At 70.7% G+C, this 24,023-nt stretch carries 25 protein-coding genes; 18 read left to right on the forward strand and 7 right to left on the reverse strand.

What is annotated here, in order from left to right; genetic code table 11:
- Nucleotides 1-27: 27 nt before the first annotated feature.
- Entirely contained in the window at nt 28-471 is a 444-nt protein-coding gene (locus tag AC5Y4Z_RS12830) for a nuclear transport factor 2 family protein (RefSeq protein ID WP_499964218.1), read from the reverse strand.
- Nucleotides 472-532: 61 nt separating this feature from the next.
- On the opposite strand from AC5Y4Z_RS12830, the gene AC5Y4Z_RS12835 reads away from it, so the two are divergent.
- A complete protein-coding gene (locus tag AC5Y4Z_RS12835; protein ID WP_499964221.1) occupies nt 533-1,435 on the forward strand; it encodes an SDR family NAD(P)-dependent oxidoreductase in 903 nt (300 codons plus the stop codon).
- A 2-nt stretch (nt 1,436-1,437) separates the two neighbouring features.
- Nucleotides 1,438-2,259 (forward strand): mycofactocin-coupled SDR family oxidoreductase, encoded by an 822-nt coding sequence (locus tag AC5Y4Z_RS12840; protein ID WP_499964223.1) that lies wholly within the window; start codon nt 1,438-1,440, stop codon nt 2,257-2,259.
- A 9-nt stretch (nt 2,260-2,268) separates the two neighbouring features.
- Here the strand turns inward: AC5Y4Z_RS12840 and rpmB are convergent, their stop codons facing one another.
- A complete protein-coding gene (gene rpmB / locus AC5Y4Z_RS12845) occupies nt 2,269-2,463 on the reverse strand; it encodes a 50S ribosomal protein L28 (RefSeq protein ID WP_499964225.1) in 195 nt (64 codons plus the stop codon).
- Nucleotides 2,464-2,738: 275 nt separating this feature from the next.
- Between rpmB and AC5Y4Z_RS12850 the strand changes: the two genes are divergently transcribed.
- From AC5Y4Z_RS12850 to AC5Y4Z_RS12860, 3 genes are read left to right on the forward strand one after another with little or no spacing between them, the layout of a single operon-like run.
- Nucleotides 2,739-4,367, forward strand: coding sequence for a DAK2 domain-containing protein (locus tag AC5Y4Z_RS12850; RefSeq protein ID WP_499964814.1), 1,629 nt, complete (start codon nt 2,739-2,741; stop codon nt 4,365-4,367).
- A gap of 2 nt (nt 4,368-4,369) precedes the next feature.
- Nucleotides 4,370-6,586, forward strand: a complete 2,217-nt coding sequence (recG, locus tag AC5Y4Z_RS12855) for an ATP-dependent DNA helicase RecG (protein ID WP_499964227.1) — start codon at nt 4,370-4,372, stop codon at nt 6,584-6,586.
- A complete protein-coding gene (locus AC5Y4Z_RS12860) occupies nt 6,583-7,293 on the forward strand; it encodes an HNH endonuclease family protein (protein WP_499964229.1) in 711 nt (236 codons plus the stop codon). Before recG ends, AC5Y4Z_RS12860 begins: the two co-directional genes overlap by 4 nt.
- An 8-nt stretch (nt 7,294-7,301) precedes the next feature.
- On the opposite strand, the gene AC5Y4Z_RS12865 is transcribed toward AC5Y4Z_RS12860, so the two are convergent.
- The 3 genes from AC5Y4Z_RS12865 to AC5Y4Z_RS12875 form a co-directional block, all read right to left on the reverse strand.
- The gene (locus tag AC5Y4Z_RS12865) at nt 7,302-7,679 is read right to left on the reverse strand and encodes a type II toxin-antitoxin system VapC family toxin (RefSeq protein ID WP_499964231.1); all 378 of its coding nucleotides are present in this window, start codon (nt 7,677-7,679) and stop codon (nt 7,302-7,304) included.
- Nucleotides 7,676-7,933, reverse strand: a complete 258-nt coding sequence (locus AC5Y4Z_RS12870) for a ribbon-helix-helix domain-containing protein (RefSeq protein WP_499964233.1) — start codon at nt 7,931-7,933, stop codon at nt 7,676-7,678. The genes AC5Y4Z_RS12865 and AC5Y4Z_RS12870 overlap by 4 nt, the downstream gene beginning before the upstream one ends.
- A 136-nt stretch (nt 7,934-8,069) precedes the next feature.
- Nucleotides 8,070-8,915, reverse strand: coding sequence for an aldo/keto reductase (locus tag AC5Y4Z_RS12875; protein ID WP_499964815.1), 846 nt, complete (start codon nt 8,913-8,915; stop codon nt 8,070-8,072).
- Between the two features lie 265 nt (nt 8,916-9,180).
- Here AC5Y4Z_RS12875 and AC5Y4Z_RS12880 point away from each other — a divergent pair, with 265 nt between their 5' ends.
- The 5 genes from AC5Y4Z_RS12880 to coaD all read left to right on the forward strand — a co-directional run bounded on the left by AC5Y4Z_RS12880 (nt 9,181) and on the right by coaD (nt 12,824).
- Nucleotides 9,181-10,302, forward strand: a complete 1,122-nt coding sequence (locus AC5Y4Z_RS12880; RefSeq protein ID WP_499964235.1) for an alpha/beta hydrolase — start codon at nt 9,181-9,183, stop codon at nt 10,300-10,302.
- 70 nt (nt 10,303-10,372) lie between these two features.
- Nucleotides 10,373-11,134 carry a DsbA family protein gene (locus AC5Y4Z_RS12885; RefSeq protein ID WP_499964237.1) on the forward strand — a complete coding sequence of 254 codons (762 nt, stop codon included), beginning with the start codon at nt 10,373-10,375 and terminating at the stop codon, nt 11,132-11,134.
- On the forward strand, nt 11,134-11,766 hold the full coding sequence (locus tag AC5Y4Z_RS12890; protein WP_499964239.1) for a vitamin K epoxide reductase family protein: 633 nt from the start codon (nt 11,134-11,136) through the stop codon (nt 11,764-11,766). The genes AC5Y4Z_RS12885 and AC5Y4Z_RS12890 overlap by 1 nt, the downstream gene beginning before the upstream one ends.
- 4 nt (nt 11,767-11,770) lie before the next feature.
- Nucleotides 11,771-12,325 (forward strand): 16S rRNA (guanine(966)-N(2))-methyltransferase RsmD, encoded by a 555-nt coding sequence (rsmD, locus tag AC5Y4Z_RS12895; protein ID WP_499964241.1) that lies wholly within the window; start codon nt 11,771-11,773, stop codon nt 12,323-12,325.
- Between the two features lie 22 nt (nt 12,326-12,347).
- Nucleotides 12,348-12,824: a pantetheine-phosphate adenylyltransferase gene (coaD, locus tag AC5Y4Z_RS12900; RefSeq protein ID WP_499964243.1), complete on the forward strand. Its 477-nt coding sequence runs from the start codon at nt 12,348-12,350 to the stop codon at nt 12,822-12,824.
- Here the strand turns inward: coaD and AC5Y4Z_RS12905 are convergent.
- On the reverse strand, nt 12,821-14,002 hold the full coding sequence (locus AC5Y4Z_RS12905) for a permease (RefSeq protein ID WP_499964817.1): 1,182 nt from the start codon (nt 14,000-14,002) through the stop codon (nt 12,821-12,823). The two genes, coaD and AC5Y4Z_RS12905, sit on opposite strands and share 4 nt — an antisense overlap.
- Before the next feature lie 273 nt (nt 14,003-14,275).
- On the opposite strand from AC5Y4Z_RS12905, the gene sepIVA reads away from it, so the two are divergent.
- The 4 genes from sepIVA to mutM are packed head-to-tail and all read left to right on the forward strand — an operon-like array spanning nt 14,276 to nt 17,274.
- Nucleotides 14,276-15,013 (forward strand): cell division protein SepIVA, encoded by a 738-nt coding sequence (gene sepIVA / locus AC5Y4Z_RS12910; RefSeq protein ID WP_499964245.1) that lies wholly within the window; start codon nt 14,276-14,278, stop codon nt 15,011-15,013.
- A gap of 60 nt (nt 15,014-15,073) precedes the next feature.
- Entirely contained in the window at nt 15,074-15,667 is a 594-nt protein-coding gene (locus AC5Y4Z_RS12915) for a YceD family protein (RefSeq protein WP_499964247.1), read from the forward strand.
- Entirely contained in the window at nt 15,664-16,377 is a 714-nt protein-coding gene (gene rnc, locus AC5Y4Z_RS12920; protein WP_499964249.1) for a ribonuclease III, read from the forward strand. The genes AC5Y4Z_RS12915 and rnc overlap by 4 nt, the downstream gene beginning before the upstream one ends.
- On the forward strand, nt 16,378-17,274 hold the full coding sequence (gene mutM / locus AC5Y4Z_RS12925; RefSeq protein WP_499964252.1) for a DNA-formamidopyrimidine glycosylase: 897 nt from the start codon (nt 16,378-16,380) through the stop codon (nt 17,272-17,274).
- 16 nt (nt 17,275-17,290) lie between these two features.
- On the opposite strand, the gene AC5Y4Z_RS12930 is transcribed toward mutM, so the two are convergent.
- A complete protein-coding gene (locus AC5Y4Z_RS12930; RefSeq protein ID WP_499964254.1) occupies nt 17,291-18,070 on the reverse strand; it encodes a PIG-L deacetylase family protein in 780 nt (259 codons plus the stop codon).
- 53 nt (nt 18,071-18,123) lie between these two features.
- On the opposite strand from AC5Y4Z_RS12930, the gene AC5Y4Z_RS12935 reads away from it, so the two are divergent.
- The 4 genes from AC5Y4Z_RS12935 (at nt 18,124) to ftsY (ending at nt 23,870) form a co-directional block, all read left to right on the forward strand.
- Nucleotides 18,124-18,534, forward strand: coding sequence for an OsmC family protein (locus AC5Y4Z_RS12935; RefSeq protein WP_499964256.1), 411 nt, complete (start codon nt 18,124-18,126; stop codon nt 18,532-18,534).
- Nucleotides 18,524-18,802, forward strand: coding sequence for an acylphosphatase (locus tag AC5Y4Z_RS12940; RefSeq protein WP_499964258.1), 279 nt, complete (start codon nt 18,524-18,526; stop codon nt 18,800-18,802). Before AC5Y4Z_RS12935 ends, AC5Y4Z_RS12940 begins: the two co-directional genes overlap by 11 nt.
- 123 nt (nt 18,803-18,925) lie before the next feature.
- The gene (smc, locus tag AC5Y4Z_RS12945; RefSeq protein ID WP_499964260.1) at nt 18,926-22,519 is read left to right on the forward strand and encodes a chromosome segregation protein SMC; all 3,594 of its coding nucleotides are present in this window, start codon (nt 18,926-18,928) and stop codon (nt 22,517-22,519) included.
- Between the two features lie 85 nt (nt 22,520-22,604).
- A complete protein-coding gene (gene ftsY / locus AC5Y4Z_RS12950; protein ID WP_499964262.1) occupies nt 22,605-23,870 on the forward strand; it encodes a signal recognition particle-docking protein FtsY in 1,266 nt (421 codons plus the stop codon).
- The last annotated feature ends 153 nt before the right edge of the window (nt 23,871-24,023 follow it).

Genomic DNA, 24,023 nt, shown 5'->3' on the forward strand with positions numbered 1-24,023 from the left:
CCGGCCGGGTCGAAGGGGCCCACGCGTTTAGAACTTCAGGTGCCGGCTGACGTCGCCGACCTGGTCGACGAACATGGTGCGGCTGTCGAAGCGCCAAACGCCGTCGAGCCGGTGGAAGGTGTCCTTGTAGTGCCCGGTGACGATCACCTGCAGCGGCAGCTCGTCGGTGGCCTGGGTGACGCAGTAGTACGACGTGCTGCGCGCGGTGCCCGCGGCCTCGTCGATGTGCAGCTGCACGTTGGACGTGTTGTGCTTGGTCTTGGGGGTGCCGTCGTCGTAGATGCGGGTGGCCATCTCGTACATCTCCCGCACCCGGGCGGCGCCCTCGAACACGGTCTCGGGCGGGCCGTTCTCCACCCCGCAGATGCGGCCGTGCTCGAAGAGCCGGGCCACCGCGTCCAGGTCACCGCCGTCTAGCAGCTCCGCGTAGCGGTAGATCAGGTTGGTGATTTCCGTTGCGCTGTCGCCCACGCCGATCATGTTGGCAGACCGGCGACCGTTTACATAGAACCCCCCACTATTCTTGGTCGCCGTGACACAACCGTGGACGCCGGACCGGCTCGGCAACCTGACCGGCAAACGAGTCGTCGTGACCGGCGCGACCAACGGCGTCGGGCTGGGCACCGCCCGGGCGCTCGCCAAGGCCGGCGCCGATGTGATCCTGGCCGTGCGCAACACCGAGCTCGGCAAGCAGCGCGCTGCCGAGATGGGGGGTCGCACCTCGGTGGTCAGGCTCGACCTGGCCGACCAGTCGTCGGTGCGCGCGTTCCCGGGCCTGATCGACGGCTTGGGTGACGGGCAAATCGACATCCTGATCAACAACGCCGGCACCCTCACCGACCGCCGCACCGACACCGTCGACGGCTTCGAGGCGACGCTGGGCACCAACCTGCTCGGACCGTTCGCGCTGACCAACCTGCTGCTGCCGCGGGTGCGCTCGCAGGTCATCAACGTCGGCTCCGACGCGCACCGGTCGGCCACGCTGCACCTCGACGACCTGCACCTGCGCCACCACAAGTGGACCAGGCTGGGCGCCTACGCGCAGTCCAAGCTCGCGGTCATGCTGTGGGGCCTGGAGCTGGATCGCCGGCTGCGGGCGGCCGGATCCGCGGTCGTCACCCAGCTCACGCACCCGGGCTGGGTGGCCTCGAACCTGTCGCAGATCGGCGAGTCCCGGCTGATGGCGCTGGCCCACAAGGGGGTCCTGGCGGTGGCCGAACGGTTGGCCAACGACATCGACGAGGGCGCCGCGCCCACCCTGTACTGCATCAGCGAACCGATACCGCCGGGCAGCTACGTCGGGGTCAGCGGCCGCTTCGGCCTGCGCGGCGGCCCCGTGCTCATCGGCCGGACGCCGCTCGCGTGCGACTACGCGGCCGCGTCCACGCTCGTGGCCTTCGCCGAGCGCGAGACCGGCACCAGGCTGGAGGTCTAGCCATGGGCGAATTCGACGACAAGGTCGCCGTCATCACCGGCGCGGCGCGCGGGCAGGGCCGCAGCCACGCCGTCGCGCTCGCCGAACAGGGCGCCGACGTCATCGCGGTCGACATCTGCGCCGACATCGACGCGATCCCGTACGCGCTGGGCACCAAGGCCGACCTCGACGAGACCGTGCAGCTGGTCCGAGCCACGGGCCGTAAGGCGGTGCCCGTCGTCGCCGACGTGCGCGACCTGGCGCAGCTGCGGGCCGGGGTGCGGACCGGCATCGACGAACTCGGCGACATCGACGTCGTCGTCGCCAACGCCGGGGTGGTGGCCATCGGCGACCCGGAGGTCGCCTCCGAACCGGTCTTCACCACGATCGTCGACACCAACCTCAAGGGCGTCTGGCACACGATGCTGGCCACGGTGGATTCCATCGTCCGCAAGGGCCGCGGCGGGTCGATGGTCCTGGTCAGTTCGTCGCAGGGGCTGACCGGGCGCGGCGGGGACGGCAGCGCCGCGATGTTCGCCTACGCCGCGTCCAAGCACGGGGTGGTGGGGTTGATGCGCTCGGCGGCCAATGCCTATGCGCCCCATCAGATTCGGGTCAACTCGGTGCACCCCAGCGGGGTGGCCACGCCGATGATCCTCAACGACTTCGTGGTGAACCGGATGATCGAGAACCCCAACCCGGCCATCTCGCAGATGCTGCTGCCCGGGGTGCCGCTGGTCGAGGCGCAGGACGTCACCGAGGCGGTGCTGTGGCTGGCCGGCCCGCGGTCGCGCTACGTGACCGGCGTGTCGATACCCGTCGACGCCGGCCACGTCGTCATGTAGGGGGCGGTTCTAGCCTCGGACGACCTTGCCGGCCTTGATGCACGACGTGCAGACGTTCAACCGCTGCTTGTTGCCGCCGGGACGGGCCACGACGTGCACGGTCTGAATGTTGGGGTCCCACCGGCGGCTGGTGCGGCGGTGGGAGTGCGACACCGACTTGCCGAAGCCGGGGCCTTTCCCGCAGATATCGCACACAGCGGCCATGGTTGTAGCTCCTCAAATGTTCGGGGGTCCGGCACACAGGATGGACCTGGCGACTCGGGCCAGCCCAGGATACCGACTGACGTGGGCAACCACCAAAACGATCAACACCCGCGAGGCAGCTTAGACCCGGGGCTGTCGGCTCCGCTGGCTAGGCTCGATGCGCCGGTTCACGTCTGCCGCGCGCGTGGTCACCGGGCTAGGCTGGCGCCCACCGGGGGCCGGCACAGGGAGGCTCGGAGGAGGTGGCTCAGGTGGGAGCGACGCAGGATGTGCTGCTGGACGCGGTGACCCTGCGCAACTGGGCGCATACCTCCGTCAGCGACCTGATCACCCACATCGACGAGATCAACCGGCTCAACGTCTTCCCCGTCGCCGACTCGGACACCGGCGCCAACATGCTGTTCACCATGCGGTCGGCGCTGGCGGAGGCCAACGCCGGTGCCGGTGCCGATGGGTGCGTGGCCCGGGTGGCGGCGGCCCTGTCGGCCGGCGCGCTGAACGGCGCCCGCGGCAATTCCGGCGTCATCCTCTCGCAGATCCTGCGCGGGATCGCCGACGTCACCGGGGCGGCCGCGGCCGACTCCGGCGGCGAGCTGCCGCACCTGGACGCCGCGCTGTTCGGGGCCGCGTTGCAGCGCGCCGTCGAACTGGTCATCGCGTCGATGGGCGGCGAGGAGGTCCCGGGGACCATCGTGTCGGTGTTGCGGGCCGCCGCCGGCGCCGTCGCCGGGTGCGCCGACGAGGGGCTGGCCGCGGCGGTCACCGCCGCCGGCGACGCGGCGGTGATCGCGCTGGAAAAGACGCCCCAGCAGCTCGACGTGCTCGCCGACGCCGGCGCGGTGGACGCCGGCGGGCGCGGCCTGCTGGTCCTGCTGGACGCGCTGCGCCACACCATCACCGGGCAGGCGCCGTCCCGCACGGTGTACGAGCTGTCGCCGCGCGCGGCGCAGACCGAGGCGGCCGCCGCGCCGCCCGCGCCGCAGTTCGAGGTGATGTACCGGCTGGACGGCTGCGGTCCCGACGCCGCCGACGCGCTGCGCGACCGGCTCCAGGAGCTGGGCGACTCGGTGGGCATCGCGCCGTCGACGGCCGGGGGCACCTACTCCGTGCACGTGCACACCGACGACGCCGGGGCCGCCGTCGAGGCGGGCCTGGCGGCGGGGCGGCTGAGCCGGATCGTCATCTCGGCGCTGAGCTCGGGCGCCGCCGGGCTGCCGGCGGGCGGCTGGACGCGGGAACGCGCGGTGCTGGCCGTCGTCGACGGCGACGGCGCCGCGGAGCTGTTCGCCGGCGAGGGCGCCTTCGTGCTGCGGCCCGATAGCGATACCGCTGGGGGCATCAGCGCCCACCGGCTGGTTCGCGCCGTCGTCGACACCGGCGCCGCCCAGGTGATGGTGCTGCCCAACGGCTATCTGGCCGCCGAGGAGCTGGTGGCCGGCTGCACCGCGGCCATCGGCTGGGGGATCGACGTGGTGCCGATACCGACCGGGTCGATGGTGCAGGGCCTGGCCGCGCTGGCCGTGCACGAGGCCGGCCGCCAAGCCGTCGACGACGGCTACACCATGGCCCGCGCCGCCGGCGCGGCGCGGCACGGGTCGGTGCGCATCGCGACCGAGAGCGCGCTGACCTGGGCGGGCCACTGCCGGCCGGGCGACGGCCTGGGCATCGCGGGCGACGAGGTGCTGATCGTGGCGCCCGACGCGGCCGGCGCGGCGATCGGCCTGCTCGACCTGCTGCTGGCGTCGGGCGGCGACCTGGTGACCGTGCTGATCGGCGCCGGGATCGAGGACGCGGCCGTCGGCGACGTCCTGCAGGGCCACGTGCACGACCACCATCCGGGCACCGAGCTGATGACCTACCGCACCGGCCACCGCGGCGACGTCCTGCTGATCGGGGTCGAGTAGCGGTGGCGACGCTGTCGGACCGGCTGGACTACGTCGTGGGCGGCAAGGCGGTGCCCCTGCTCGACGAGGTGTTCGGCATCCGCACCGTCGACGACCTGCTGCGCCACTACCCGCGCAGCTACACCGAGGGCGCGGCCCGCTGGGGTGCCGGTGACGAGCGGCCCGAAGAGGGCCAGCACATCACGATCGTCGACAAGATCACCGCGACCGAGACGTTCCCGATGAAGAAGAACCCGAGGCGGATGTGTCACCGCATCACCGTCGGCTCTGGCCGCGGGAAGGTGACCGCGACGTTCTTCAACGCCAACTACCTCAAGCAGGACCTCGTCGAGAACGCGAAGGTGATGCTCTCCGGGGAGATCGGTTATTTCCGTAAGGCGATGCAGCTGACCCATCCGGCGTTCCTCATCCTCGAGTCGCCGGGCGGAAAGAAGTACGGCACCAAGTCGCTCAGCACCATCGCCGACGCCTCACACGCCACCGGCGACGAGATCGCGGACGCGTTCGAAGGCCGCTTCTTCCCGATCTATCCGGCCAGCGCGAAGCTGCAGAGCTGGGACATCTTCGGCTGCGTGCGCCAGGTGCTCGACGTCCTCGACCCCGTGCCCGATCCGCTGCCCGCCGAACTGCGCACCCGCCTCGGCCTGATCTCCGAGGACGAGGCGCTGCGCGCGATCCATCTCTCGGAGGACGAGCGCGAACGGCGAAGCGCCCTAGAGCGTTTGACGTTCGACGAGGCCGTCGGGCTGCAGTGGGCGCTGGTCGCCCGCCGCCACGGAGAGCTGTCCGAGTCGGGGCCCCCGGCGCCGCCGCGGCAGGACGGCATGCAGGCGGAATTGTTGCGGCGGTTGCCCTTCGAGCTGACGGGGGGACAGCGTGAGGTGCTCGAGGTACTTTCCGACGGGTTGGCGGCGACCCGCCCGATGAACCGCCTGCTGCAGGGCGAGGTCGGCTCCGGCAAGACGATCCTCGCGGTGCTGGCGATGCTGCAGATGGTCGACGCCGGTTACCAGTGCGCGTTGCTCGCCCCGACGGAAGTGCTTGCGGCGCAACATCTCCGCTCGATCCGCGACGTGCTCGGCGAGTTGGCGATGGCCGGGCAGCTGGGCGGGGCGGAAAACGCGACCCGGGTGGCGCTGCTGACCGGCTCGATGAGCGCCGCGCAGAAAAAGCAGATCCGCGACGAGGTCGCCGCCGGGCAGGCCGGCATCGTCGTCGGCACCCACGCGCTGCTTCAGGACGCGGTGGACTTTCACAACCTCGGCATGGTGGTGGTCGACGAGCAGCACCGGTTCGGTGTCGAACAGCGAGACCAATTGCGCGCCAAGGCCCGTGCCGGCATCACCCCGCACCTGCTGGTGATGACCGCGACGCCGATACCGCGCACCGTCGCGCTCACGGTGTACGGCGACCTGGAAACCTCGACGCTGCGCGAACTTCCGCGCGGGCGCCAGCCGATCGCCACCAACGTCATCTTCGTCGGCCACAAACCCACATGGCTGGATCGTGCCTGGCATCGCATCATCGAGGAGGTCTCCGCGGGCCGCCAGGTCTATGTGGTGGCGCCCCGCATCGACGAGACCGACGACACCGAGAAAAACGAGGAGGGCCGCAGGCCTTCCACGACCGCGGTGGGACTCTTCGACCGGTTGCGCTCCGGGGAGCTGGCCGACCTGCGCCTGGCGCTGATGCACGGCAGGTTGTCGGCCGACGAGAAGGACGAGGCGATGGCCGCCTTTCGCGCGGGGTCCGTCGACGTGCTGGTGTGCACCACCGTGATCGAGGTCGGCGTCGACGTCCCCAACGCCACCATCATGCTGGTGATGGACGCCGACCGGTTCGGGATCAGCCAGCTGCACCAGTTGCGCGGGCGCATCGGCCGCGGCGAGCATCCGAGCCTGTGCCTGCTGGCCAGCTGGGTCCCCCCGGACTCGCAGGCCGGCCGGCGGCTGAAAGCCGTGGCGGCGACCATGGACGGCTTCGCCCTCGCCGACCTGGACCTCAAGGAGCGTCGCGAGGGAGACGTGCTGGGCCGCAACCAATCCGGCCGGGCCGTCACCCTGCGGCTGCTGTCGCTGGCCGAGCACGGGCCCTACATCGAGGCCGCCCGCGACTTCTGTGTCGAGGCCTACGGACGGGACCCGTCGAACGCCGGATTGGCGATGCTGGCAGCGCGTTTCACCGACACCGACCGCATCGAATACCTGGACAAAGCTTGAACCGGAAACATCTGCTGTGGTTGGCGGCGGCCGCGCTGCTCGCGGTGGTCGTCGCCTACCAGACGCTGGGATCGACGGCGGCCCGGCACGCCGAGGTCGCCGCCCGCGCCGACGTGCCCACGGTGCAGCCCGGCGCCGACGTCCTCGGCGGCGTCGCGGTGGTGCCGGAGCGCCTGCACCGCTACGACTACCGCCGCCCGGCGTTCGGCGACGCCTGGGACGACGACAACGACGCCCCGCTGGGACACAACGGGTGCGACACCCGCGACGACATCCTCAACCGCGACCTCGTCGACAAGACGTACGTGTCGACCAAGCGGTGCCCGGACGCGGTGGCCACCGGCACCTTGCACGACCCGTACACCAACGAAACCATCGCGTTTCAGCGCGGCGCCAAGGTCGGCGAGGCGGTGCAGATCGACCACATCGTCCCGCTGGCCTACGCGTGGGACATGGGCGCCTACGACTGGCCGTTCCCCGAGCGGCTGCGTTTCGCCAACGACCCGGCCAACCTGCTGGCCGTGCAGGGGCAGGCCAACCAGGACAAGGGGGACTCGCCGCCGGGGCGGTGGATGCCGCCGAATACGGCGTTCGCCTGCCAGTACGCCATGCAGTTCATCACCGTGCTGCGCGGCTACCAGCTACCGGTCGACGCCGCCTCGGCGGGCGTGCTGCGCCAGGCGGCGGACACCTGTCCCAAGGGCTGAACGGGCGGTTAGTACGGGGGCCGCAGTTCGCCGAACATCGGAAAGTGGCGGACGTTGGTCGTCAAGAGGTCCGCTTCCAAAACGATCGCCGTCGCGGCGATCAGGTAGTCGACGTCGTCGATGCCGCTGTGGCTTCGCCGGAACCGGCGTGCGAGCTGTCCGGCCGTGCGGACGACCGACTCCGTCACGTCCACCCAGGTGAGGGCCGAGCAGAAATCCTCGAGTGATTTCAGCTCGCTATCGCGAACGCCCGCCAGCAACTCGAACCGAACCAGTTCACTCGCCACCATGTCGTCGCCAGAATCAACCAGTCCGGCCAGCAGTTCGACGGCGGCGGGCAGGCCGCGAAGGTGATCGACGGCAACCGTGGTATCGATCAGCTTCATTCCAGGCCGAGTCGGGCGAGGCGCAGGTTGAGGTCGCCTCGTATCGCGTCGACATACTCGGAGCCGGTGAAGTCACGTTCTCCCCAGGAACCGGCGCTTCGTCGCAGCGCCGCCAGTCGCTGCTGCTTTGTCCTGCTTCCATAGGCAAGCCGAATCGCCCGGCGGATCAGCTCCGATCGGGAAGCGCCGCTCTCCTTGGCGGCGCGATCCAGCAACGCTATTTCGTCGTCCCCGAGCGTGATCTGCGTCCGCATGTCATCACCTTACATCTAGTGATGTAATTGAGCGCCGGACGAGACGCTGAAATGGGATGCCGAGTGTGAATCTGGCGACGCGACACGCGGGCGGTGCGTCGTGGAATTCACATTCGGCGGGCGGGGCCCGAGGCCGTCACGAACCTTCGTAGGTGTTCGGGTCCGGGCGCAGCCGGGTGCCGTCGTTGAGGCCGTTGATGGCCTCCATGTGTTCGGCGGCCAATTCGAAATCGAAGATGTCCAGGTTGCCGGCGATGTGCTCGGGCCTGCTCGACCGGAAAATGACCGAGTTCCCCAGCTGCACGTTCCACCGCAGCAGCACCTGCGCGGGCGTCTTGCCGTATTCGGCGGCCACCGAGGTCACCGTCGGGTTGTCCATGAGCTTGCCCAGGACCAGCGGTGTGTAGGACTGCGTGACGACGTTGTGCTCGGCGTTGACCTTGCGCAGATCGTCCTGGTTGAGCAGCGGGTGCAGCTCGATCTGGTTGACCGCGGGCGTGACGAAGGTCAGGTCGATGACCGTCGACAGGTGATCGTCGGTGAAGTTGGAGACCCCGATCGAGCGGGCGTGGCCCTCGCCGCGGGACTGGATCATGCCGCCGAAGGCGTCGACGTACTTGCCCTGCGCGGGGGCCGGCCAATGAATGAGGTAGAGGTCGACGTAGTCGAGGCCGAGCCGCTCCAGGCTCTGGCTGCAGGCCGCCGGCGCCCTGCTGAAGCCGTGGTCCTGGGTGGCCAGCTTGGTGGTGACGAACAGCTCCGCGCGGGGAATCCCCGACGCCGCGATCGCACGGCCGACGGCGGCCTCGTTGCCGTAGGCGGCGGCGGTGTCGATGAGCCGGCAGCCGAGTTCCAGCGCGGCCGAGACCGCGCGTTCGGCCTCGTCCTCCGACAGGTCGGCGACGCCCAGGCCGAGCACCGGCATGGTGTTTTCGTCATTGAGAGCTAGTGAGGGTATCGCGGCGCCCGACTCGCCAGTCAACGTCATTCACCTGCCTGTGAAATCGAAGGTTCGTGGATCCGGACCGGCCGGCCGGTGCACCGACTCGGGGAAACGATATTACCCAGCGGGATATGCCTGATAGTCAACACCTGTGTGCGCGTGGCGCCGCGCATCGCACCCCGGCGGCCGACCGGATGCCGGTTGCCCGACCACGTAGAGTTGGTCGGTCGGCGCGCCCGAATGCGGGTATCCAGTTTCCGTCGTTCACCGTGGCCGCGTTTTTCAGGGGAGCAGGGGAGCAGTGATGACCAGAAGTCTGCCGGGCGTAGCGGACCTCGACCTGGTGACGAAACGCGCACCGATGCGCTGGATCAGTCGCGTGCAGGGCGCGGTCACCGCCGTGGGGGCGAAGGTCATTCCGTGGATCCCGACGGCGGCGAAGCGGGTGCTGTTCCGCGGTCGTTCCGTGATCATCGACGGCAACACGCTCGACCCCACGCTGCAGCTGATGCTGTCGGGCCTGCACGCCGTCGGCATCGACGGGCTGGTCGTCGACGACGACGCGGCCGCCTCCCGCGCCCAGATGCGCGAGTCGGTCGTGAGCATGCCCGGCCCGCAGATCCACGTCGACGTCGAGGAGCTCTCGCTGCCGGGTCCGGCCGGCGCGATCCCGGCGCGGCACTACCGCCCCGCCAACGACGGCGCGCCCGCGCCGCTGCTGGTCTTCTATCACGGCGGTGGCTGGACGATCGGCGACCTGGACACCTACGACGCGGTGTGCCGGTTGACGTGCCGCGACGCCGGGATCCACGTGTTGTCGATCGACTACCGGCTGGCCCCCGAGCATCCGGCGCCGGCCGCCATCGAGGACGCCTATGCCGCCTTCATGTGGGCCCACGAGCACGCCGCCGACCTGGGCGCGGCGCCCGGGCGGGTCGCGGTCGGCGGCGACAGCGCGGGCGGCAACCTCGCCGCCGTCGTCTCCCAGCTGGCGCGCGATGCGGGCGGTCCCGCCCCGGTGCTGCAGTGGCTGATCTACCCGCGGACCGACTTCACCGCGCGGACCCGGTCGCTGAGCCTGTTCGCTCGCGGCTTCTTGCTGACCAAGCGCGACATGGACTGGTTCCACGCTCAGTACCTGAGGGGTTCCGGGATCGATCCGACGGACCCGCGGGTGTCGCCGCTGCTCGCCGAGTCGCTGGCGGGACTGGCGCCCGCGCTGATCGCGGTCGGCGGCTTCGACCCGCTGCGCGACGAGGGCGAGGCCTACGCGGCCGCGCTGCGGGCCGCCGGGACCGCGGTGGACCTGCGCTACCTGGGCTCGCTGACGCACGGGTTCATCAACCTGTTTCCGCTGGGCGGCGACAGCGCCGTCGCCACCAGCGAATTGATCTCGGCCCTGCGCGCACACCTGAGTCGCGCCTGATTCGCCGGTACTCTAGAGGCGCCCTCAGCGGCGTCCCAGCCCAGCCAGCACCCGAAGGATCAGCGAACCCGTGGCCGACAAACCCAAACCCCCGCGATTCGACGTGAAGTCCGCCACCGGCAAATCCGGGCGACTCGTGCAGATCGGCGGCACCGCCTTCATCGTGATCTTCGCGGTTGCGCTCGTCTTTTACATCGTGACGTCGCATCACAAGAAGGGCGGCGCCACCGGCGAGGGTGACACGGTGCGGGTTGCCTCGAGCAAGGTGGTCACCCAGCCGGGGACGAACAACCCCAAGGCCGTGGTGACGTTCTACGAGGACTTCCTGTGCCCGGCGTGCGGCAATTTCGAGCGCACCTTCGGCCCGACGGTGTCCAAGCTCATCGACATCGGCGCGATCGCGGCCGACTACTCCATGGTGTCGATCCTCGACAGCCAGCGAACCCAGAACTATTCGTCGCGGGCGGCCGCGGCGGCGTTGTGCGTGGCCGACGAATCCATCGACGCGTTCCGCCGTTTGCACAATCATCTGTACGACAACGGCGTCCAGCCCGATGAGCGCGGCACCAGCTTTCCCGACAACGCGCGGTTGATCGAGCTGGCCCGCCAGGCCGGCGTCGTGGGCAAGGTGCCCGACTGCATCAACAGCGGCAAGTACCTGTCCAAGGTCACCGGCGAGGCGGCGGCGGCCAAGATCACCGGGACCCCGACGATCCGGATCAACGGCGAGGAGTACGACCAGTCGACCCCGCAGGCCTTCGTCGACAAGATCAAGTCCATCGTGGGCGAGGTGCCCGGCATCGACAACGCCGTCGTCGCTCCCGCGGCCTGATGACGACGCCGGTGAGCGCGCCGGCCGGCGACCTGACACCGGACTCGCCGCCCCCGGCGGGGGTGCCCACGCTCAGCGCGTGGTGGGTGCTGATCGCCGGCGTGGTCGGGCTGGTCGCCTCGATGACGCTGACGGTGGAGAAGATCGAGATCCTGCTCAACCCGGCGTACGTGCCGTCGTGCAACATCAACCCGATCGTGTCGTGCGGGTCGGTGATGGTCACCCCGCAGGCGGGGGTGCTGGGCTTCCCCAACCCGCTGCTCGGCCTGGTCGCCTTCACCGTGGTGATCGTGACCGGCGTGCTCGCGTTGGCGAAAGTTGCTCTGCCCCAATGGTATTGGGTCGGGCTGACGGTCGGGGTGCTGATCGGTTCGGTGTTCGTGCACTGGCTGATCTTTCAGAGCCTGTACCGCATCGGGGCGCTGTGCCCCTATTGCATGGTGGTCTGGGTGGCCACCATCTCGCTGCTGGTGGTGGTCGCGTCGATCGCGTTTCGTCCCGCGGCCCGAAGCGGGTCCGGTGTGGCGTGGGTGCTGTACCAATGGCGGTGGTCGATCGCCGCGCTGTGGTTCACGGCGGTGTTCCTGCTGATCATGGTGCGGTTCTGGGACTACTGGTCGACGCTGTTGTGAACGCGTGACCCGGATCATCGGGGGCGTCGCCGGGGGCCGGCGCATCGCCGTCCCCCCGAAGGGCACCAGGCCGACCACCGACCGCGTGCGCGAGTCGCTGTTCAACATCCTGACCGCGCGACGGGACCTGACCGGCCTGGCGGTGCTCGACCTGTACGCCGGGTCGGGCGCGCTCGGCCTGGAGGCGCTGTCGCGCGGCGCCGCGTCGGCGCTGTTCGTGGAGTCCGACCCGCGCGCCGCGGCCGTCATCGCCCGCAACATCGAAACCCTGGGCCTGCCCGGCGCGACCCTGCGCCGCGGCGCGGTGGCGGCGGTGCTGGCTGCCGGGACCGCCTCGCCGGTGGACCTGGTGCTGGCCGACCCGCCCTATGGCGTCGACGCCGCCGACGTCACCGCCGTGGTGGCCGCCCTGGGCGCCCACGGCTGGGCGCACAAGGGGACCGTGGTGGCCGTGGAGCGACCGGCCGGTGGCGCCCCGCTGGCCTGGCCGGCGGGCTGGTCCCCATGGCCCGAGCGGGTTTACGGCGACACCCGTTTGGAGCTCGCCGAACGGCTCTGAACGCCGTGTACCGTCGTGGCTTATGGCTGGCGCGGTATGTCCGGGGTCGTTCGACCCGGTGACGTTGGGCCACATCGACGTCTTCGAACGCGCCTCGGCCCAGTTCGATGAGGTGGTGGTGGCGATCCTGACCAACCCCGCCAAGAAGGGGATGTTCGACCTCGACGAGCGCATCGCGATGATCGAGGAGTCGACGACGCACCTGCCCAACCTGCGGGTGGAGACCGGCCAGGGTTTGGTGGTCGACTTCGTCAGGTCACGCGGGATGACCGCCATCGTCAAGGGCCTGCGCACCGGCACCGACTTCGAATACGAGCTGCAGATGGCGCAGATGAACAAGCACATCGCCGGCGTCGACACCTTTTTCGTGGCGACCGCGCCGCGGTATTCGTTCGTGTCGTCGTCGTTGGCGAAAGAGGTCGCGATGTTCGGCGGCGACGTGTCGGAGTTGCTGCCCGAACCGGTGAACCGCCGGCTGCGCGAAAAGCTGGGCGGCTAGTGCTGGTGGCCTTCGGTCGCGGCGGGCGAGCCGCCCATCATGCGCGCCATGGGGATTCCGCCGGTGGTGACGAACCGGGCGATCAGTATCGCCGCGAGGACCAGGAAGGCGATGTTGAGCCAGGTCGTGTAGTTCCATGAGATCGCGGCCTGCATGACCGTGGCGTTGCGCTGCTTCGGGATGAGTCCCGTTGTGCCGAACAGCAATTCGACCAGATAGCCGGCGGCGGCCATGGCGGCGTAGAAGGTGCCCAGCAGCGTGAGCATCATCCGGGTGCCGTAGTACTTGCGGTAGATGTTCAGGATCGGCAGGATCACCAGGTCGGCGTAGATGAACGCGATGACACCGCCGAAGCTGATGCCGCCGTTCCACAGCACCGCCGCCAGCGGCACGTTGCCGATCGAGCACACGAAGGACACGATCGCCACGACCGGCGCCACGATCGGGCCCCACAGCGCCGACCAGCCGGGGTGATCGGCCAAAAAGAAGCTCTGCCAGAACCTTTCGGGCACCCACGCCGCGATCGCGCCGGCGATCAGCAGCCCCAGGATCAGGTCCCGCAGGATCGCCAGCCACTCCATGACGAACACGTGCGAAACCGACGTCAGGCCCTGCGGGGAAAACAGCCGCCGCCAGAACGAGCCCTCGCCTTTGATGGACATGTCCATCGCGGCGTGGCCCTCCATCGAGCCGGCGATCCCGCGCTCGGCCTGTTCGCGGGCGGCGTCGACGAGCCGGGGCCGCACGAACAGCCGGAACAACACGGCCAGGGCCACGATCATCAATGGGCCGCCGACGAACTCCGCGGCCGTGAACTGCCAGCCCATCAGCAGGGCCAGGATGATGCCCAGCTCCACGACGAGGTTGGTGGAGCCGATCTCGAACGCCATCGCCGCGGTGAAGTTCGCGCCCTTGCGGAAGAGCGATCGGGCCAACGCCACGGCGGCGTACGAGCACGACGACGACGCCGCGCCCAGCCCGGCCGACACCGCCAGGGTGCGCGGCCGGTCGTCGCCCATCAGGGACACGATCGTCGAGCGGCGCACCACGGCCTGTACCACCGCCGACAGCGCGAAGCCCAGGATCAGCGCCCACAGGATCTCCCACGTCATCGACCCCGCCAGTCCCAAGGCGTGGCCGATCGCCGCCAGCACGCTCACCGGGCGATTATCGCCCATCCGTCGGGCCGAATTGGCGGCCTGAGCCACCGAGGTCCCTACAATGGCGGCACAAGCGGTGCGGGGACCGGCAAATATGGACGGAATGATCCCGCGCGGCGGTCGGGCCCGCGCCGGAAGCGTGAACGGGCAAATCGATGAATTTCACTCGCGACATGCGGATTCGCCGGGCAAATGCCCGACACACCGGCGTCGCCACCGCTGTCACAGAGGTAACAGCAGGCACACTGGTAACAACAGGGTTTTCTTGCAGGACGCCAGGAGGGTATGGCCGTGTACCGAGTTTTTGAAGCGCTCGACGAATTGGGCGCCATCGTCGAAGAGGCGCGTGGCGTCCCGATGACCGCCGGCTGCGTCGTGCCCCGCGGTGACGTGCTGGAACTGATCGACGACATCAAGGACGCGATCCCCGGCGAGCTCGACGACGCCCAGGACGTGCTCGACGCGCGCGATTCGATGCTGTCCGACGCCAAGACGCACGCCGAATCCATGGTCTCCTCGGCGACCACGGAGTCGGAGTCGATGCTCAACCACGCCCGCGCGGAGGCCGACCGGCTGCTGTCCGACGCGAAATCGCAGGCCGACCGGATGGTCAGCGAGGCGCGCCAGCACAGCGAGCGGATGGTCGGCGAGGCCCGCGAGGAGGCCGTCCGCATCGCCACCGCGGCCAAGCGCGAGTACGAGGCCAGCGTCGGCCGCGCCCAGGCCGAAGCCGACCGGCTGATCGAGAACGGCAACCTGTCCTACGAGAAGGCCGTGCAGGAGGGCATCAAGGAGCAGCAGCGCCTGGTGTCGCAGAACAGTGTGGTGGAGGCCGCCAACTCCGAGGCCACCCGGCTCATCGACACCGCACACGCCGAGGCCGACCGGCTGCGCGGCGAGTGCGACATCTACGTCGACAACAAGCTCGCCGAGTTCGAGGAGTTCCTCAACGGCACGCTGCGGTCGGTGGGGCGCGGCCGCCACCAGCTGCGCACCGCCGCCGGCACGCACGACTACGCGACGCGCTAGCTCTCAAGGCGGCCGGTCAGCGCCCTGGCATTATGCGGCGTGCGCCGTAGGATTCCTTCTATGACGCGGCAGCACAGCAGCACGGCGCAGCGCCATTCCGCCTCGCCGATGAGGCTCGACATCACCCGGCTGGGGCGGCGTCCCGGCGCGATGGTCACCCTGCGCGACACGGTGCCCAGCCCGTCGCGCATCGGGCTGGACATGATCGCGATCGACGCGGGCGCCCCGCTGGAACTGGACCTGCGGGTCGAGTCGGTGTCCGAGGGAGTGTTGGTGACCGGGACCGTCACCGCGCCCACCGCCGGCGAATGTTCCCGCTGCCTGACCCCGGTCACCGGGAGCGTGCAGGTGGGGTTGACCGAGCTGTTCGCCTACCCGGACAGCACGACCGAGGCGACCACCGAGGAGGATGAGGTCGGCCGCATCGTCGACGACACCGTCGACCTAGAGCAGCCCGTCATCGACGCCGTCGTGCTGGAGCTGCCGTTCTCGCCGGTGTGCAGCCCAGATTGCCCCGGATTGTGCCCCGAATGCGGCGTCGCGCTGGCGGCCGAGCCCGGCCATCACCACGACCGCATCGACCCGCGGTGGGCCAAGCTGGCGGGGATGCTGCCCGACTCCGATGACGCCGATGCGGCGCGGGACGAGCCGTGACGTCCAGACAAGACCTGCTCGACGCGCTCGGGGTCGACCTGCCCGACGAGTTGCTGTCGCTGGCGTTGACGCACCGCAGCTACGCCTACGAGCACGGCGGGCTGCCCACCAACGAGCGCCTGGAGTTCCTCGGCGACGCCGTGCTGGGCCTGACCGTCACCGATGAGCTCTACCACCGCCACCCCGACCGGTCCGAGGGCGACCTGGCCAAGCTGCGGGCCAGCGTGGTCAACACCCAGGCGCTGGCCGATGTCGCGCGCAACCTTTCCGACCAGGGGCTGGGCGTGCACCTGTTCCTGGGCCGCGGCGAGGCCAACACCGGCGGGGCGGACAAGTCGAGCATCCTGGCCGACGGGATGGAGTCGCTGCTCGGCGCCATCTACCTGCAGCACGGCATCGACACGGCGCGTGAGGTGATCCTGCGGTTGTTCGGCGCGCTGCTGGACGCCGCACCCACGCTCGGGGCCGGCCTGGACTGGAAGACCAGCCTGCAGGAGCTGACCGCGGCGCGCGGCATGGGCGCGCCGTCCTACGTGGTCACCTCGACCGGGCCGGACCATGACAAGGAATTCACCGCCGTCGTCGTCGTGATGGACACCGAATACGGGTCGGGTGTGGGCCGCTCCAAGAAGGAAGCCGAGCAGAAGGCCGCGGCCGCCACCTGGAAAGCGCTCGAAGTGCTCGACACCGCGGGGAAAACTTCCGTCTAGATGCCCGAGCTGCCCGAAGTCGAGGTGGTGCGCCGCGGCTTGGCTGCCCACGTGGTGGGCAAGACGATCACCGCGGTCCGGGTGCACCACCCCCGCGCGGTGCGCCGCCACGAGGCCGGGCCGGCCGACCTCACCGCCCGGCTGCTCGACACGCGGATCACCGGGACCGACCGCCGCGGCAAGTATTTGTGGCTGACGCTGGATTCCGGCGAGGCGCTGGTCGTTCACCTCGGCATGAGCGGGCAGATGCTGCTGGGTGAGGTGCCGCGCGCCGACCATGTGCGCATCTCCGCGCTGCTCGACGACGGGACCGTGCTGAGCTTCGCCGACCAGCGCACCTTCGGCGGGTGGATGCTCGCGGATCTCGTCGAGGTCGACGGCAGCGTGGTGCCGGCACCCGTCGCCCACCTCGCGCGCGACCCAATGGATCCCCGGTTCGACGCCGACGCGGTGGTGAAAGTGTTGCGCGGCAAGCACTCCGAGCTCAAGCGTCAGCTGCTCGACCAGCAGGTGGTGTCGGGGATCGGCAACATCTACGCCGACGAGGCCTTGTGGCGGGCCAGGGTGAACGGCGCCCGCATCGCCGCCACGCTCAGCCGCCGAAAGCTGACCGACGTCCTCGACGCCGCGACCGAGGTGATGCGCGAGGCGCTGGCCCAGGGCGGGACGTCCTTCGATTCGCTGTACGTCAACGTCAACGGCGAATCGGGGTACTTCGACCGGTCGCTGGACGCCTACGGCCGCGAGGGTGAACCCTGCCGGCGCTGCGGCGCGGTGATGCGGCGGGAGAAGTTCATGAACCGCTCGTCGTTCTACTGCCCGCGCTGCCAGCCGCGGCCCAGAATCCTCCGCGAAAGTGCAACTACCGAGGCGTCTTCTCGTCAAACGCCTCGCTAACCGCACTCTCGCGGCGCTAGTAAGCGAAGATGTCGCGGCGCACCGGCCCGGGCGACGCGGCCGGATCGACGAACCACTCGAACGGGAACAACAGGCCGGACACCTGGGGCGGCAGCCGCTGCAGCACCGCTAAGGCGCGCGCACCCGCGCCGGAGTCGCCGACCTGCGAGCGGTGCGCGGCGACGGCGTCGCGCTTTTGCCGCGCGAAGCGAAAGACGTTGACGCGGTGGGTGATCGTGGCACGCGGCGCGTACGCGGTGCGGACGATCTCCGGCTCGTAGGGAGCGGGCAGGCGCAACGCGCCGGCGAGACGGCCGATCCGCACCAGCCATTCGCGCGGCATGGTCGCCTCGAGCACCCGCGGGGTGCCCGCCAGCTCGGCGGCCCGCTTGCCGACGTGATGCACCCGCACGTGATCGCGATGGCCGTAGCCGCCGTTGGCCTCGTAGCCGAGCAGCAAATCGGCGCCCTCGTCGCGCAGTATGTCGGCGAGCCGCCGTGCCGCCTCGTCGACGTCGGCCCGCCCGAACCGGACCCTGCCGGGCGGGTCCTGGTAGAACACCGGGCCGTAGCCGCTGTCGGCGTAGCCGAGGCACTCCAGCCGGTGCACCCCGAGAATGTCTGCGCTGCACCGCAATTCGTCCAGCCGGAGGTGGTCGTCCTGGTCATGCATGCGCCCGTCGGTGGCCGTGACCAGAACCACGCGGTGCCCGGCCGCCGCCGCCCGCGCGAGCGTGCCGCCGGTGAGGATCACCTCGTCGTCCGGGTGGGCGTGGAACGCCACGACGGTGGCCATTCCATGCAGTATGCCCGCCCGGCCGCGGTGGCCCGCCCGGTAGAAATGAGGCCATGACGCAACTGTGGGTGGAACGCACCGGGACCCGCCGCTACACCGGCTACAGCTCGCGCGGCGCGCAGGTGCTCCTCGGCTCCGAGGACGTCGAGGGGGTGTTCACGCCGGGCGAGCTGCTCAAGATCGCCCTGGCCGCCTGCAGCGGCATGTCGACCGACGAGCCGCTGGCGCGCCGCCTCGGCGACGACTACAAGGCGGTGGTCCGCGTCTCCGGCGCCGCCGACCGCGACCAGGAGCGCTATCCGCTGCTCGAGGAGACCCTCGAGCTGGACCTGTCCGGGCTGTCCGAGCAGGAGCGGGAGCGCCTGCTGGTGGTGGCCAACCGGGCCGTCGACCTGGTCTGCACCGTCGGGCGCACGCTCGCCTCCGGCACCACCGTCAACTTCGAGATCGCCGATGGGTCCTGACGTCCGGCTGACCGCCTGGGTGCACGGCCGCGTCCAAGGGGTCGGTTTCCGCTGGTGGACCCGCTGCCGCGCGCTCGAGCTCGGCCTGACCGGGTACGCGGCCAACCAGGCCGACGGCCGCGTGCTGGTCGTCGCCCAGGGGCCGCGGGAGGCGGGCGAGAAACTGCTGCGGCTGCTCGACGGCGGCGACACCCCGGGCCGCGTCGACCAGGTCGTCGCCGACTGGTCGCAGCCCCAGGAACAGTTCACCGGCTTCGTCGAGCGCTGAAGACCTCCCGTTTCGGTGACTGATGTGGCCACTGTGGCCAGTGGTCCGTCGGGCATATTTCGGGCCTGGCGACACCCCTCGGTGACGGCGACCGGGCCGATTTGAGCGGTAGTCTGGCACGCCGTGTACCTCAAGAGTCTGACGCTGAAGGGCTTCAAGTCCTTCGCCTCGCCGACGACTCTGCGCTTCGAGCCGGGCATCACCGCGGTGGTCGGGCCCAACGGGTCAGGCAAGTCCAACGTCGTCGACGCCCTGGCCTGGGTGATGGGGGAGCAGGGGGCAAAGACGCTGCGCGGCGGGAAGATGGAGGACGTCATCTTCGCCGGCACCTCCTCGCGCGCCCCGCTGGGCCGCGCCGAGGTCACCGTCACGATCGACAACTCCGACAACGCGCTGCCCATCGAGTACTCCGAGGTGTCGATCACGCGGCGGATGTTCCGCGACGGGGCCAGCGAATACGAAATCAACGGCACCAGTTGCCGTTTGATGGATGTGCAGGAGCTGCTGAGCGACTCCGGGATCGGCCGCGAGATGCACGTCATCGTCGGGCAGGGCAAGCTCGACGAGATCCTGCAGTCGCGCCCGGAGGACCGCCGCGCGTTCATCGAAGAGGCCGCCGGGGTGCTCAAGCATCGCAAGCGCAAGGAGAAGGCGCTGCGCAAACTCGACGCGATGCAGGCCAACCTGGCCCGGCTGTCCGACCTGACCACCGAGCTGCGCCGCCAGCTCAAACCGCTTGGGCGTCAAGCCGAAATGGCGCAGCGGGCCGCGCGAATCCAGGCCGACCTGCGCGACGCCCGGCTGCGGCTGGCCGCCGACGACCTGGTCAGCCGGCAGACCGAGCGCGACGCGATCTTCGAGGCCGAGGCGATCATGCGCCGCGACCACGACGAGGCCGCCGCCCGCCTCGCGGTGGCCTCCGACGAGCTGACCGCGCACGAGACCGCGCTCGGCGAGCTGTCGGTGCGCGCCGAGTCGGTCCAGCACACCTGGTTCGGGCTGTCCGCGCTGGCCGAACGGGTCGCCGCCACGGTGCGCATCGCCACCGAACGCGCGCACCACCTCGACGTCGAGCCCGCGACAACCAGCGACACCGACCCCGACGCGCTGGAGGCCGAGGCCCAGCAGGTGGAGGTGGCCGAGCAGCGGCTGCTGGCCGAGCTGGCCGCCGCGCGCACCCGCCTGGACGCGGCCCGGGCCGAGTTGGCCGAGCGCGAGCGCGAGGCCGCCGAGGCCGACCGGGCCCATCTGGCGGCGGTGCGCGCCGAGGCCGACCGCCGCGAGGGCCTGGCGCGGCTGGCCGGCCAGGTGGAGACCATGCGGGCGCGCGTCGAGTCGATCGACGACGGCGTCGCGCGGCTGTCCGAGCGCATCGAGCAGGCCGCCGCGCGCGCCCAGCAGACCCGCGCGGAGTTCGAAACCGTGCAGGCGCGCGTCGGCGAGCTGGATCAGGGCGAGGTCGGCCTCGACGAGCACCACGAGCGCACCGTCGCCGCGTTGCGCAGCGCCGACGCCCGCGTCGCCGAACTGCAGGCCGCCGAGCGGGCCGCCGAACGGGAGGTGGCCTCGCTGCGTGCCCGCATCGACGCGCTGTCGGTGGGGCTGGAACGCAAGGACGGCGCGGCCTGGCTCACCCAAAATCACCCTGGCACAGGGCTTTTCGGTCCGATCGCCAAGCTGGTCAAGGTGCGCTCGGGCTACGAGGCGGCGCTGGCCGCGGTGCTCGGTTCGGCCGCCGACGCGCTGGCCGCCGACGGCTTCGGCGCGGCGCGTTCCGCGGTCGCCGCGCTCAAGCAGGCCGACGGCGGCCGCGCCGCGCTGGTGTTGGGCGACTGGCCGGCCCCGCAGCCCCCGCCCGCCGCCGCGCTGCCCGGCGGCGCGCTGTGGGCGCTCGACCTCGTCGAAGCGCCCGAGCGGCTGCGCGGCGCGATGACCGCCATGCTCTCGGGCGTCGCGGTGGTCGGCGACCTGGGGGCCGCGCTGGACCTGGTGGCGGCGCGACCCCACTTGCGCGCCGTCACCCTCGACGGCGACCTGGTGGGCGCCGGCTGGGTCAGCGGCGGATCCGACCGCAAGCTGTCCACGCTGGAGCTCACGTCGGAAATCGACAAGGCCCAGGGCGAGCTCGCCGCGGCGGAAGCGCAGGTGGAGCAGCTGACCGCGGCGCTGTCCGGCGCGCTGACCGAGCAGACCGCCCGCCAGGATTCCGCCGAGCAGGCGCTGGCCGCCCTCAACGAGTCCGACACCGCGATCTCGGCGATGTACGAGCAGCTGGGCCGGCTCGGCCAGGAGGCCCGCGCCGCCGACGAGGAGTGGAGCGGGTTGCTGCGCCAGCGCGAGGAGCTGGAGGCAGGGCGCGCGCAGACCGTCGAGGAGGTCACCGAGCTGGAGACCCGGCTGCGCAACGCCCAGGAGACCCAGCAGGTGCAGACGGCCGAACCGGTGAACCGCCAGCAGATCGCGGCGGCCGCGGAGAGCGCGCGCGGCGTGGAGGTCGAGGCCCGGCTGGCGGTGCGGACCGCCGAGGAGCGCGCCAACGCGGTGCGCGGGCGGGCCGATTCGCTGCGCCGCGCGGCCGCCGCCGAACGCGAGGCCCGGCTGCGGGCGCAGCAGGCGCGGGCGGCGCGGCTGCGGGCCGCGGCGGTGGCCGCGGCGGTGGCCGACTCCGGGCGGGCGCTGGCGTCCCGGCTGGACCGGGTCGTCAACGCGACCGCCAAGATCCGCGACGCGCTGGCCGCCGAGCGCCAGGAGCGGGCTGCGGCGATGGCCGCGGTGCGCGACGAGGTGCACGCGCTGGGCGCCCGGGTGGCCGCGCTGACCGATTCGCTGCACCGCGACGAGGTGGCCAACGCGCAGGCCGCGATGCGGATCGAGCAGCTCGAGCAGATGGTGCTCGAGCAGTTCGGGATGGCCCCCGCCGACCTGGTCGCCGAGTACGGCCCCGACATCGCGCTGCCGCCGACCGAGCTGGAGATGGCCGAGTTCGAGCAGGCCCGCGAGCGCGGCGAACAGGTGGTCGCGCCCGCCCCGATGCCGTATGACCGGCCCACCCAGGAGCGCCGCGCCAAACGCGCCGAGCGCGAGCTGGCCGAACTGGGCCGCGTCAACCCGCTGGCGCTGGAGGAGTTTGCCGCGCTGGAGGAGCGCTACAACTTCCTGTCCACTCAGCTCGAGGACGTCAAGGCCGCCCGCAAGGACCTGCTGGACGTCATCGCCGACGTCGACGCCCGCATCCTGCAGGTGTTCAGCGACGCGTTCACCGACGTCGAACGCGAATTCACCGAAGTCTTCGCGGTGCTGTTCCCCGGCGGGGAGGGCCGGCTGCGGCTGACCGACCCCAACGACATGCTCACCACGGGCATCGAGGTGGAGGCCCGCCCGCCGGGCAAGAAGATCACCCGGCTGTCGTTGCTGTCCGGCGGCGAGAAGGCGCTGACGGCGGTGGCGATGCTGGTGGCGATCTTCCGGGCCCGCCCGTCGCCGTTCTACATCATGGACGAGGTCGAGGCCGCGCTCGACGACACCAACCTGCGCCGCCTGATCGGCCTGTTCGAGCTGTTGCGGGCGCGCTCGCAGCTGATCATCATCACCCACCAGAAGCCCACGATGGAGGTCGCCGACGCGCTGTACGGCGTGACCATGCAGGGCGACGGCATCACCGCGGTGATCTCGCAGCGGATGCGCGGTCAGCAGGTCGAACAGCTGGTCTCCACTTAGCTGGGTATTGACTCTGCGTCCAGTGCGACGAAGTGCGAGTGCGGGCCGCCGTCAGCGCAGAGTCAATGCCTGAAAGAATGTCGGCGTGTCGCAAGGACTTTGGATCGCCATCGCCGTCGTCGCTGTTCTGGTCGTCATCGCGGCGCTCGTCGCCGGCCTGGTGCTGTCCCGCCGCCGACGGATCCGCCTGGAGCGCCCCGAGCCCGGGGCGCTCGATCGCTCCGGCGGCTACACCGCGTCGTCGGGCATCACGTTCAGCCAGGGCGTCGACACCACCGGGCTGCCCGCGGTCGGCGACGACGCGACAGTTCCCCGCGACGCGCCTAAGCGCACCATTTCCGACGTCCAACTGCCCGAACCCGAGACGCTCGAGGCGCCCGGAGAGCCGGAAGCCCCCGAGTCCCCGCTGGCGGCCGAGATCGAGGCCATCGCCCCGCCCGAGCGCCGGCTGGAGCGCCTGCGCGGGCGGCTGGCCCGCTCCCAGAACGCGCTCGGTCGCAGCGTGCTGGGCCTGCTCGGCGGCGGCGACCTGGACGAGGACTCCTGGCAGGACGTCGAGGACACCCTGCTGGTCGCCGACCTGGGCCCCGTCGTCACCGAGTCGGTGATCACCCAGCTGCGCAGCCGGCTGGCCAGCGGCAACGTGCGCACCGAGGCCGACGCCAAGGCCGTGCTGCGCGACGTCCTGATCACCGAGCTGCGCCCCGACATGGACCGCTCGATCCGGGCGCTGCCGCACGCCGACCACCCGTCCGTCCTGCTGATCGTCGGCGTGAACGGCACCGGCAAGACCACCACCGTCGGCAAGCTGGCGCGGGTGCTGGTGGCCGACGGCCGGCGCGTCGTCCTCGGCGCGGCCGACACCTTCCGGGCCGCGGCCGCCGATCAGCTGGAGACGTGGGCCGCCCGCGTCGGCGCGGAGGTGGTGCGCGGCCCCGAGGGCGCCGACCCGGCGTCGGTGGCGTTCGACGCCGTCGACAAGGGCATCGCCGCCGGCGCCGACGTCGTGGCCATCGACACCGCCGGCCGCCTGCACACCAAGGTCGGGCTGATGGACGAGCTCGACAAGGTCAAGCGCGTGGTCACCCGCCGCGCCGCGGTCGACGAGGTGCTGCTGGTGCTCGACGCCACCATCGGGCAGAACGGGCTGGCCCAGGCCCGGGTGTTCGCCGACGTCGTCGACATCACCGGCGCGGTGCTGACCAAGCTGGACGGAACGGCCAAGGGCGGCATCGTTTTCCGCGTCCAGCAGGAACTCGGCGTACCGGTGAAGCTCGTCGGGCTCGGCGAGGGCCCCGACGACTTGGCGCCCTTCGAACCGGCGGCCTTCGTCGACGCGCTGCTCGGCTGACCCCGCACGCCCGCCGAGCGGGACGTTAATGACGCCGAAACACGGCGGTCCCATTGCCGAAACAACCATTGCGCATGGTTCTGGATCAGGTCATCAGGCATGTGTCTGACGGCCAGTCAGGGTCCGACCGGAGGAGACCGCGAGTGACATACC

It is taken from the genome of Mycobacterium sp. NGS63 (assembly GCF_059812295.1).

Bases quoted from the DNA above. Each gene is read 5' to 3' on its own strand.
- AC5Y4Z_RS12940 (WP_499964258.1), top strand. From the start codon at position 18,524: ATGGGTCCTGACGTCCGGCTGACCGCCTGGGTGCACGGCCGCGTCCAA.
- AC5Y4Z_RS12880 (WP_499964235.1), top strand. From the start codon at position 9,181: ATGACCAGAAGTCTGCCGGGCGTAGCGGACCTCGACCTGGTGACGAAA.
- AC5Y4Z_RS12840 (WP_499964223.1), top strand. From the start codon at position 1,438: ATGGGCGAATTCGACGACAAGGTCGCCGTCATCACCGGCGCGGCGCGC.
- AC5Y4Z_RS12935 (WP_499964256.1), top strand. From the start codon at position 18,124: ATGACGCAACTGTGGGTGGAACGCACCGGGACCCGCCGCTACACCGGC.
- rpmB (WP_499964225.1), bottom strand. From the start codon at position 2,463: ATGGCCGCTGTGTGCGATATCTGCGGGAAAGGCCCCGGCTTCGGCAAG.
- AC5Y4Z_RS12865 (WP_499964231.1), bottom strand. From the start codon at position 7,679: ATGAAGCTGATCGATACCACGGTTGCCGTCGATCACCTTCGCGGCCTG.
- AC5Y4Z_RS12915 (WP_499964247.1), top strand. From the start codon at position 15,074: ATGACGCGGCAGCACAGCAGCACGGCGCAGCGCCATTCCGCCTCGCCG.
- coaD (WP_499964243.1), top strand. From the start codon at position 12,348: ATGGCTGGCGCGGTATGTCCGGGGTCGTTCGACCCGGTGACGTTGGGC.
- mutM (WP_499964252.1), top strand. From the start codon at position 16,378: ATGCCCGAGCTGCCCGAAGTCGAGGTGGTGCGCCGCGGCTTGGCTGCC.
- AC5Y4Z_RS12905 (WP_499964817.1), bottom strand. From the start codon at position 14,002: ATGGGCGATAATCGCCCGGTGAGCGTGCTGGCGGCGATCGGCCACGCC.
- AC5Y4Z_RS12870 (WP_499964233.1), bottom strand. From the start codon at position 7,933: ATGCGGACGCAGATCACGCTCGGGGACGACGAAATAGCGTTGCTGGAT.
- AC5Y4Z_RS12930 (WP_499964254.1), bottom strand. From the start codon at position 18,070: ATGGCCACCGTCGTGGCGTTCCACGCCCACCCGGACGACGAGGTGATC.
- AC5Y4Z_RS12890 (WP_499964239.1), top strand. From the start codon at position 11,134: ATGACGACGCCGGTGAGCGCGCCGGCCGGCGACCTGACACCGGACTCG.